The sequence below is a fragment of the Pseudomonas fluorescens genome, from assembly GCF_000967965.1.
GTDB classification, from domain to species: domain Bacteria; phylum Pseudomonadota; class Gammaproteobacteria; order Pseudomonadales; family Pseudomonadaceae; genus Aquipseudomonas; species Aquipseudomonas grandcourensis.
In genome coordinates this window covers 126,810-133,393 of record NZ_LACC01000004.1, presented here as the reverse complement: position 1 = coordinate 133,393, position 6,584 = coordinate 126,810, and the positions used below count along the sequence as shown (strand labels likewise).

Genomic DNA, 6,584 nt, shown 5'->3' with positions numbered 1-6,584 from the left:
CCTGTTGAGTGGTGAGGAGCGTGGGTGTACGCCGCTCTGCCTTTGCTCTTCTGTGGGAGATTCTATGGTTGAGGAAAAGCCCTCAACCCGCTTTTGCTTTGGCTTTTGATCTTCTTGCCCCCTCGAGAGGCCGAACGTCAGGGGCAAAGCATTTGGTTACTTTCGCCTGGGCCGACACTCCGGCTTTTCGAAAGTGACCCGCCGTAAGGGCGGAACCGTAAGTGGCCGTGACCACAGCAATGGACATGTACACCAGTAAAAAACACATCTACCAACACATAGCCATCGCGGGCAAGCCACGCTCCCACAGCCTCCGACGCCAGACTGACCCGAGCCGAACTCCGCCTGCACCTGCACTGCGTGCTGTGCCACCCGGACATCTTCAGCGTGTTCCGCGATCTGGTGGAGAGCCCGCTGGTGCAATTGGTGTCGGTGATGGACCACTCGCCGGGTCAGCGCCAGTTCGTACTGGAATCCAAGTACCGTGAGTACTACATGAGCACGTACCACCTGACCACGACGCAGATGGATGAATTCATCACGCTGCAAATGGCCAACTCGCGCACGTACAGCGACCGTTACCCACATCGAGGAGTCGGCGCGCTACGGCATGACCATCGCCGAGTTCCTGGCCACCGTCGAGGCCAAATTTGGTTACCGGGAGCACGGAATGAATGTGTTGATAAGCGCACCGAACATCGTGCGCGGGCGGCCGCACTCGGGTAGCGTGGCCGTCGCAGATCTCGCCGGCGAAGGTTTGCTGAATATTCTGTCCAGCGACGACTTCCCTGCGAGCCTGCTGCATCGGCGTTCGAGCTGGCGGTACAGAGTGAGCGGATCTGTTTGGCCGAAGCGGTTTACCGAAGGTCCAGCAAGTATGGCGACAAGCGAAGAGGGTGTTTTGATGGCGGGCAGGTTGATCTATCTCATCGGGCCTTCAGGTTCGGGCAAGGACAGCCTGCTGGATGCGGCGCGAGAGCAGTTGGCAGAACGCGGCTGCCGTATCGTGCGGCGGGTCATCACCCGTTCGGCGGAAGCCGTGGGCGAGGCGGCACTCGGTGTCAGCCCGCAGCAGTTTGCCGAAATGGAGGCAGAAGGCGCGTTTGCCCTGAGCTGGCACGCCAATGGCCTGTCCTATGGCATTCCGCGGGAAATCGACGACTGGCTGGCCGCCGGGCACGACGTGCTGGTCAATGGCTCGCGGGGGCATTTGCAGAACACTCGCCTGCGCTATCCGAAGGCATTGGTGCTGTTGCTGACAGTGGACCAGGCGGTGCTGCGTCAACGACTGCTGGAGCGCGGGCGTGAGTCGCTGATCGAGATCGATCAGCGCTTGGCGCGCAATGCCCGATTCAACGAGCGGCTGTTGGCTGAAGATCCGGCCGTGCACCTGCTCGACAACTCCGGGCCGCTGGAGGTTACGGTCGAACGTTTGCTGGCCTGCATTGACGAGCAAGCCCCATGCGCCTGACGTTGCTGGGCACCGGTGATGCCCGGCAAGTGCCGGTCTATGGCTATGAGTGCGTGGCTACGATGCGGCCCGCCACGATCAGCGCTGGTTGATCGGCCCTGCAGTGCATTGATGAGTTGCAGCCGAAGTCGGCGGTATTGACCCATGTCGGGCATACCCTGGATGCCTGGTTGATGGAATATCGGGGTGAATTGCCGGCGAATGTCAGGGTCGGGTTTGATGGGTGTGTGTTGTAGCGATCTTTTGATCTTGATTGACGGGCTGTCAAACTTACTTCATCAACAACCCCAGCACATACTCCACAAACGCCCGAGCCTTGGCGCTGGCCATTCTCCCTGTGGGGAACACTGCCCACAGATCCAGGTTCGGCAGTGCCCAGTCCTTCATCACTTCCCGGACCGAACCGTCGGCCAGTTCCGGTGCGAACATCCATTGCGAGGCCATGGTCAGCCCTTGATGGGCCAGCACGGCTTCACGAAGGCCTTCGGCGGCATTGACGCGGATCCGGCCGCTGATGTTCACCGATTGCTCCTCGCCGGCCTTGTTGAACTGCCAATTGGCGGCGCTACCGAGGGTGTAGAGGATGGCCTGATGTTTGCTCAGGTCGGCGGGGCAGGTGGGCTCGCCGTGTTTTTCAAAGTAGGCCGGTGTGCCCAGTACCATGCGCCGGCATTCGGCGATCTTGCGCGCGGTCAGCCTCGAGTCGCTCAACACGCCCAGGCGCAGGGCGATATCGACGCCTTCTTCCACCAGGTTGACGTTGCGATCATCGAGCATCAGGTCGATGTCCAGCGCCGGGTTTTGCTCCAGGAAGGGGCCCAGGTGCGGAACGATGTGCAGCCGGCCGAAGGTGACAGGCGCGCAGATGCGCAGGTTGCCACTCAGCCCGCCGGCGGAACCCCGTGCGGCGTTATCGGCCTCGTCGGCTTCTTCGATGGCGCGCTTGGCCCGTTCGAAAAAGGCCAGCCCGGCCTCGGTGGGCGTCAGGCCCCGGGTCGAACGCAGCAACAGCCGCACCGCCAACCGCGATTCGAGTTGCGCGATGGTTTTCGACACGGCCGGCTGGCCGATTTTCAGGCGCCGGGCGGCGGCGGAAAACGAACCGGTTTCCACCACGTAGACGAAGGTTTCCATTGCGCCGAGACGGTCCATTGAGGGTCCTTGTGCAAAATCCGGAAGTGTCGAAAGTCCCTTGTAGGAGCGAGCCTGCTCGCGATGACGGCATGACAGTCAGCATCAATGTTGAATGTTAAAGCGCTATCGCGAGCAGGCTCGCTCCTACAAGGGGTATATGGCGACAGTCAAAACGCGGCTTTACCCACCGAAGCACCACCATCGACAAACAGCGTCTGCCCGGTGATGAACCCGCTCTGCTCCGACAACAGAAACGTTATCGCCGAGGCGATTTCCTGTGGCTGTCCAAGGCGGCCCATCGGTACGCTGGCCAGATACCGCGCTTCACCTTCGCTGCCCGGTGGATTGTTGGCGCGGAACAGTTCGGTTTCGGTCGGCCCCGGCGCCACGGCGTTTACCGTGATACCACTTTGTGCCAACTCCAGCGCCCACGAGCGGGTGAAGCTGACCAGCGCAGCCTTGGCCGCCGCATACGCCGTGCGCTGGGCAATCCCGAGTACCGTCAGGCTGGAGATGTTGACCACCCGGCCCCAACCCTTGGCGCGCATGTTCGGCAACAGCGCCTGGGTGGCCTGCAAGGCCGAATGCAGATTGACCCGCATTACGTCGTCAAAGGTATCCAGATCGATTTCGCCAAGGGCTTGCGGACGCACCAGACCGACGTTGTTCACCAATCCATCGAACTCGTACACCCTGGCCAACTCCTCCAGCACTTCTCGGGTCAGCTTTCGGTCGCTCAGGTCCAGCGGAAACAGAATGCCCGGGAACGTCAGGTCGGGTTTGCGGGCGATGCCCACCACACGATGACCGGCCCGGTCCAGGTGCTCGGCCACCGCCCGGCCAATGCCTTTGCTGGCGCCGGTGATGAGAAAGGTACGTCGGGTCATGGCAACTCCTTGTAAGGGCATGCCGCCGGCCGGGCGGCAATTGAACGGGGCAGCCGCGAATCGCATCCAGCATCGCTTCAGGCTCTGGGCGTTGAGTGTAATCGGGAAAGGCAGGGCTTTCATCAGGGGCTTTCATCACACTCTGTAAAACAACCAGGCGTCGCTCTTCGGGTTTTTGTGCTTGAGTAAAGATAACTCTAGGGTTATTTTTGTTTTTGCCAAGCAAGGAGGCTGGTGGTGCAGAGCAGGCTATTGATCAAGGAGTTGGTGGAAGCGGGTTGGACCCTGGACCGGGTCACTGGCAGTCATCATATCTTCACGCACCCTTACAACCCGTACACCGTTCCCGTCCCTCATCCAAAAAAGGATTTACCGATCGGGACGGTCAAGAGCATCAGGCGGCGAGCCGGGCTTTACTGCCCGCCAGCCAGTTACGCAGGAGATCCATAATGCAATATCCAATCTGTATCGAATGGGGCGACGAGAACACCGCCATCGGTATCCAGATCCCCGATATTCCAGGTGCGGTGACCGCCGGGGATACCTTTGAAGAGGCTTACAACGCAGCCGTCGAAATTGCCCACATCATGCTGCAGGAGATGGCAGCAGACGGCGATACCATTCCGATGCCGACTTCAGCGGCGCTGCACCGTGGCAATCCCGAGTTCGCCGACATGGGCTGGGGCATGCTGGAACTGGACATCTCGCCGTACATGGGCAAGACCGAGAAGGTCAATGTCACGCTGCCCGGCTATGTGATCCAGCGTATCGACCGCTATGTGCGCGAACACAACGTCAAAAGCCGCTCCTCCTTTCTGGCGGATGCGGCGATGGAGAAGCTGGTTCGGCAATAAATCGGGGCGCTGCAGGCATTCGCGAGCAGGCTCGCTCCCACAGGTTGCTTGCAAACCTTGTGGGAGCAAGCCTGCTCGCGAAGCTTTAAAGCTTACGCCGTCGCCAGCGCAGCCTTCTGCGAAACACTCAAGAACCGCAACAACGCCAACAGCGGAAACGCGCTGCCGACGATCACGATCCACAACCAGCCGCCGTGTTCGTACACCGCGCTGGCCACCGAAGAGCCGAAGGCGCCGCCGATGAATATGCTGGTCATGTACAGCGCATTCAGGCGGCTGCGGCTTTTGCCGTCGAGGGCGTAGACCGCGCGCTGGCCGAGGACCATGTTCATCTGCACACAGAAGTCGAGCACCACGCCGGTTACCGCCAGGCCGATGACGCTGTAGGCCGGATGGATAAACGCCGGCATGAAACTCAGGCTGGCGAACAGCAGGGCCAGTAACGACGCGATGCGGGTGTGGCCTGAGTCGGCCAGGCGCCCGGCGATGGGTGCGGCGATGGCGCCGATGGCGCCCACCAGGGCAAAAATCGCGATCTCGCTTTGCGACAAACCGTGATTGCGCGCCAGTTCCAGTGGTACGGCGGTCCAGAACAGGCTGAAGGTGGCAAACATGCAGCCCTGGTAAAACGCCCGCTGGCGCAGGACCGGTTGTTTGCGCAACAGCGTCCACAGTGAGCCCAGCAATTGGCCATAGGACGCGCTGTGATCAGGTTCACGCTTGGGAATGGTCACGGCCAGCACGATGCTGATGGCTGCCATCAACACCGCGGCAATCATGAACATCGCCCGCCAGCCGAAGTGGTCGGCCACCACGCTGGACACCGGCCTGGCCAGCAGAATGCCGAGCAACAAACCGCCCATGATCCCACCCACCACACGGCCGCGGGTTTCTTCCGGCGCCAGGTGCGCGGCCAACGGAATCAGGATTTGCACTGAAACCGAACTGAACCCCACCAACAGCGAAATCAGCAAAAACACGTTCGGCTGATCGGTGAGCGCGGCGCCCAGCAGGCTGACTATTGCCACCAGGGTGGTGATGATCATCAGCCGACGGTTCTCCAGCAGATCCCCCAGCGGCACCAGGAAAAACAGCCCCAGCGCATAGCCGATCTGGGTCAGGGAAACGATCAGGCTGGCCATGGAGTTGGTCAGGCCGATGTCCGGGGCGATCAGGCCGATGATCGGCTGGGCGTAGTAGATGTTGGCGACAATCGCGCCGCAACAGAAGGCGAACAGCAGCACCATGCCTCGGGTCATTGTCGCGGTGCCGTGGGACACCTGGGTCGCTGGGTTCATAACGGGTCTCGCTATACGGAAAGGAATGCGCGCAGGCTAATGGGCTGACTGAAACGGCGGAAGTGGGATTGGAGTGATAGCAATCATTCCATTGCGGAATGACTGACGAACGCGTGTGTCGTCCGTCGAAGAGCCTTGCGTCAGAACTATGCAGGTGAATGATACATTCACTTACATCTTGTTCGATAGCGTGCTTATGTTCTCTCTTCCTGTCTTGCCACCGGAGGGCCGTCCCATGAATATGAAGTTTCGTCAGCTGATTCGCCGCGCTTGTGTCGCTACCTTGATCAGCGTCTTCAGCGTTGGCCTGGTCCAGGCCGAGGATGCGCCGGGCACGCGCATCGGGGTGCGTGGCGAGATTACTGGCGTCAGTCCGGACATTTTGAAAGTCCACGCCAACAGCGGCGACAACGTGGTGATCAACCTGACCAAGGACACCAAGGTCCGCGCCGTGACCCTGGCCAACATCGAAGACATCAAGCCCGGTAGCTACATCGGCAGCGCCGCTATTCCCCAGGAGGATGGCACCCTCAAGGCCCTGGAGGTCCATGTATTCCCGCCGGAGTTGGCCGGCAGTGGCGATGGTCATCGGCCGTTTGACCTGGTCAAGGGCAGCAGCATGACCAACGGCAGCGTCGGCGACCTGGTGGTGAGCAATGGGCGGGTGCTGACCGTCAACTACAAGGGCGGCCAACAGAAGATCCTGGTGCCCGAAGACGTACCTATCGTCAACCTGATACCGGCCGATCGCAGCCTGTTGAAGGTGGGCGTGAAGATCGTGACCTTTGTGACCCAGGGTGCTGACGGCACGCTCACGGCTCAATCCATCTCGGCGGGCAAGGATGGCGTGACGCCACCGATGTAGTCTTTGCAGGCCTGACCGACCATCCGAAGAAATGCCCACATTTGCCTGACAACTAGAATCAACAGGGGGATCACT

General features: G+C 60.6%; 7 protein-coding genes and 2 pseudogenes. 6 read left to right on the top strand and 3 right to left on the bottom strand.

Features of this window, described 5'->3' with window-relative positions:
* Nucleotides 1-309: 309 nt before the first annotated feature.
* The 3 genes and pseudogenes from VC35_RS28550 to VC35_RS30270 all read left to right on the top strand — a co-directional run.
* Nucleotides 310-905, top strand: a pseudogene (locus VC35_RS28550) (amidohydrolase family protein); the annotation flags it as partial.
* Nucleotides 905-1,471: a phosphonate metabolism protein/1,5-bisphosphokinase (PRPP-forming) PhnN gene (gene phnN, locus VC35_RS02995; protein WP_046037766.1), complete on the top strand. Its 567-nt coding sequence runs from the start codon at nucleotides 905-907 to the stop codon at nucleotides 1,469-1,471. The pseudogene VC35_RS28550 and the gene phnN, both read left to right, overlap by 1 nt.
* A pseudogene (locus VC35_RS30270) lies at nucleotides 1,462-1,603 on the top strand (phosphonate metabolism protein PhnP); the annotation flags it as partial. The gene phnN and the pseudogene VC35_RS30270, both read left to right, overlap by 10 nt.
* Before the next feature lie 138 nt (nucleotides 1,604-1,741).
* Here the strand turns inward: VC35_RS30270 and VC35_RS02990 are convergent.
* Complete coding sequence (locus VC35_RS02990; RefSeq protein WP_046037674.1) at nucleotides 1,742-2,623, bottom strand: LysR family transcriptional regulator; 882 nt, start codon at nucleotides 2,621-2,623, stop codon at nucleotides 1,742-1,744.
* 149 nt (nucleotides 2,624-2,772) lie between these two features.
* Entirely contained in the window at nucleotides 2,773-3,492 is a 720-nt protein-coding gene (locus VC35_RS02985) for an SDR family oxidoreductase (protein WP_046037765.1), read from the bottom strand.
* A gap of 237 nt (nucleotides 3,493-3,729) precedes the next feature.
* Between VC35_RS02985 and VC35_RS28540 the strand changes: the two genes are divergently transcribed.
* Entirely contained in the window at nucleotides 3,730-3,942 is a 213-nt protein-coding gene (locus VC35_RS28540) for a type II toxin-antitoxin system HicA family toxin (RefSeq protein ID WP_080925240.1), read from the top strand.
* Nucleotides 3,942-4,346 carry a type II toxin-antitoxin system HicB family antitoxin gene (locus tag VC35_RS02980; protein WP_007983297.1) on the top strand — a complete coding sequence of 135 codons (405 nt, stop codon included), beginning with the start codon at nucleotides 3,942-3,944 and terminating at the stop codon, nucleotides 4,344-4,346. The genes VC35_RS28540 and VC35_RS02980 overlap by 1 nt, the downstream gene beginning before the upstream one ends.
* A 92-nt stretch (nucleotides 4,347-4,438) precedes the next feature.
* On the opposite strand, the gene VC35_RS02975 is transcribed toward VC35_RS02980, so the two are convergent.
* Entirely contained in the window at nucleotides 4,439-5,644 is a 1,206-nt protein-coding gene (locus tag VC35_RS02975) for an MFS transporter (protein ID WP_046037673.1), read from the bottom strand.
* Nucleotides 5,645-5,879: 235 nt separating this feature from the next.
* On the opposite strand from VC35_RS02975, the gene VC35_RS02970 reads away from it, so the two are divergent.
* On the top strand, nucleotides 5,880-6,509 hold the full coding sequence (locus tag VC35_RS02970; protein WP_046037672.1) for a hypothetical protein: 630 nt from the start codon (nucleotides 5,880-5,882) through the stop codon (nucleotides 6,507-6,509).
* The last annotated feature ends 75 nt before the right edge of the window (nucleotides 6,510-6,584 follow it).